The organism is Amycolatopsis sp. SID8362 (assembly GCF_010550475.1).
Classification (GTDB): Bacteria; Actinomycetota; Actinomycetes; order Mycobacteriales; family Pseudonocardiaceae; genus Amycolatopsis; species Amycolatopsis eburnea.
In genome coordinates this window covers 1-2,535 of sequence record NZ_JAAGNB010000406.1, presented here as the reverse complement: position 1 = coordinate 2,535, position 2,535 = coordinate 1, and the positions used below count along the sequence as shown (strand labels likewise).

The following is a 2,535-nucleotide window of genomic DNA, read 5'->3' as shown; positions in this document are numbered from 1 at the left end:
GCCCGCGTCGCCGGCGGCGGGCTGCACCCAGATCCGGTCGAACGGGCCTTCGGCGTGCAGGCGGGTGTTGGCGACGCAGTTGAGCGCGATCCCGCCCGCCAGCGCCAGGTCGCGCTGGCCGGTGGCCTCGTGCAGCCAGTCCGCCAGCTCCAGCAGGACGTCTTCGAGGACCTTTTGGACGCTCGCGGCGAGATCGGCGTGCCGCCGGGTGAGTTCCTCGCCGGGTTCCCGGCGCGGGGCCAGCTCCGCCAGGTTCACGCCGTGGGCGCGGAACCCGCCGTCGCCGGTCACGTGGACGTGCTCGCGGAGTGCGTCGAGGTACTCGGGCTTGCCGTAGGAGGCCAGCGCCATCACCTTGTACTCGTCGCTGGAGCGGGCGAAGCCGAGGTGCTCGGTGAGGTCTTCGTAGAGCAGGCCGAGCGAGTGCGGAAGGCGTTGCGCCGCCAGCTCTTTGCACCGCCCGTCGCGGTATTCGCCGGCCAGGTAGGAGGTGCTCTCGCCGCGGCCGTCGGCGACCAGCACGGCGCAGTCGCCGAACGGCGCGGCGAGCGCGGCCGAAGCGGCGTGCGCGACGTGGTGGCGGACGAACCGGACGATGCCCGGGTCGAGGCCGGGCAAAGCGGACTTGAGGAACATCGGCGCCCGCTGGGCGAATTCGGTCCGCAGCTCCTCGCCGCTCGGGTCGTGCCCGGGCAGGCCCGGCTCGACCAGCGCGGGGTCGTAGGAGTAGCCGACCGCGTCGAGGTCCTTCGCGGACAGTCCCGCCCGCTCCAGGCACCAGGCCGCGGCTTGGGCGGGTTGTTCCCAGGTGGAAAACGGCACCGCCTGCTTGCCGTGCTTGCGGCGGCTGAAGCGTTCTTCTTCGGCCGCGGCGACGACCTCACCGTCGACGACCAGCGCGGCGGCCGGGTCGTGGAAAACGGCGTTGATCCCGAGGATGCGCATCGACCTGCCTCTGGCGTTCCGGTGCGGACCCTCGCCGGTCCGCTCTCGCCTATAGCGCTACCCGGCGAAGTCACCCATAAACGAAGTCCCTGGGCGTCGCTACTCAACGCAGCGGCGCCCGGCGGAACCACGCCACGGTGCGGCGCAGGCCGTCGTCCGCGTCGACCTTCGGCTCCCACCCCAGGACGTCCCGCGCGAGCGAGATGTCGGGGCACCGGCGCTTCGGATCGTCGGCGACCGCGTCGATCTCCTCGATGGGCGAGCCGGACCCGGTGATGTCCCTGATCCACTCGGCGACCTGGCGGACGGTCAGCTCGTGCGGGTTCCCGATGTTGACCGGCCCGGGGTGGCCGGAACGCGCGAGCTCCAGGAGGCCGCGGGCGGTGTCTTCGACGTAGCAGATGGACCGCGTCTGCTCGCCCGTGCCGGTGACCGTGATCGGCTCGCCCTTGAGCGCCTGGCCGACGAAGGCGGGGATCATCCGGCCGTCGTGGGCGCGCATGCCGGGGCCGTAGGTGTTGAAGATCCGCGCGATACCGGTGTCGACGCCGTGCTCCCGGCGGTAAGCCGACGTCAGTGCTTCGGCGTACCGCTTGGCTTCGTCGTAGACGCTGCGCGGGCCGATCGGGTTGACGTTGCCCCAGTACTCTTCGCGCTGCGGGTGTTCCAGCGGATCGCCGTAGACCTCGCTGGTGGACGCGAGGACGAAGCGGGCGTCGTCGCGGCGGGCCAGTTCGAGGGCGTTCTCCGTGCCGTGCGAACCCGCGCGCAGTGTCTCGAGCGGCAGCGCGAGGTAGTCGCGCGGCGACGCGGCCGAGGCCAGGTGGAAGACGACGTCCGCCCGGCCGGGCAGCGGCATCGGGTGGGTGACGTCGTGGCGCAGGAACCGGAACCGCTCGTGGCGGCGCAGGCCGTCGAGGGTGTCCGCCGAGGACGTCGCGAGGTTGTCCACGGCGATCACTTCGAGGCGTTGGGCGAGCAGCAGCTCGCACAGGTGCGCGCCGACGAAGCCGGCACCCCCGGTCACCACCGCGCGTTCGAACCGCCTGGCCACTCCCGGATTCGTCATGCCGCAGCGGCTACCCGGCGGCGACGGCGGCAAACCCGTGTAAGGCCACCGCGAGCGGGTACGCGGCGGAGCATGCGAGTTCTGCTCACCGGATGGGCCAGTTTCCTGCACGGCGAAGCGACCGCGGGGGACGTCCTCAGCTTGCGCGCGGCGGGTGACGCGCTGGCGCGCGCGGGTATCGGCCACGACGTCGCGTGGAGCCCGGGGTTCCGCCCCGGGGACCGGCACCTGCCCGACGCGCCGCCGTCGGACTACACGCACGTGGTGTTCGCCTGCGGCCCGGTGCACGGGCCGCAGGTGCGTTCGCTGCACGAGCGCTACGCGGCCTGCCGCCGAATCGCCGTCGGCGTGTCCGTGCCCGACCCGGCCGACCCGGCGGTGACCGGCTTCCACCGCGTCCTCCCGCGTGACGACGGCGCCACCGCCGACCTCTCCCTGGCCGCGTCCGTGGCGGAGAAGCCGGTGCTCGGCGTGGTTCTCGCGCCGCACCAACCGGAATACGGCGGCGCGGGCCGCCACGA

2 protein-coding genes and 1 pseudogene are annotated in these 2,535 nt (G+C 72.8%); 1 reads left to right on the top strand and 2 read right to left on the bottom strand.

All coding sequences use genetic code 11. The features are described 5' to 3' along the window. On the bottom strand, positions 1-945 hold a 945-nt coding region (locus G3I65_RS13250), incomplete at its 3' end, for a carbamoyltransferase N-terminal domain-containing protein (RefSeq protein ID WP_275940152.1). A 103-nt stretch (positions 946-1,048) separates the two neighbouring features. Beyond that, a complete protein-coding gene (locus G3I65_RS13245) occupies positions 1,049-2,014 on the bottom strand; it encodes a UDP-glucuronic acid decarboxylase family protein (RefSeq protein WP_166640047.1) in 966 nt (321 codons plus the stop codon). Between the two features lie 72 nt (positions 2,015-2,086). Here G3I65_RS13245 and G3I65_RS13240 point away from each other — a divergent pair. Then, a pseudogene (locus tag G3I65_RS13240) lies at positions 2,087-2,535 on the top strand (polysaccharide pyruvyl transferase family protein); the annotation flags it as partial.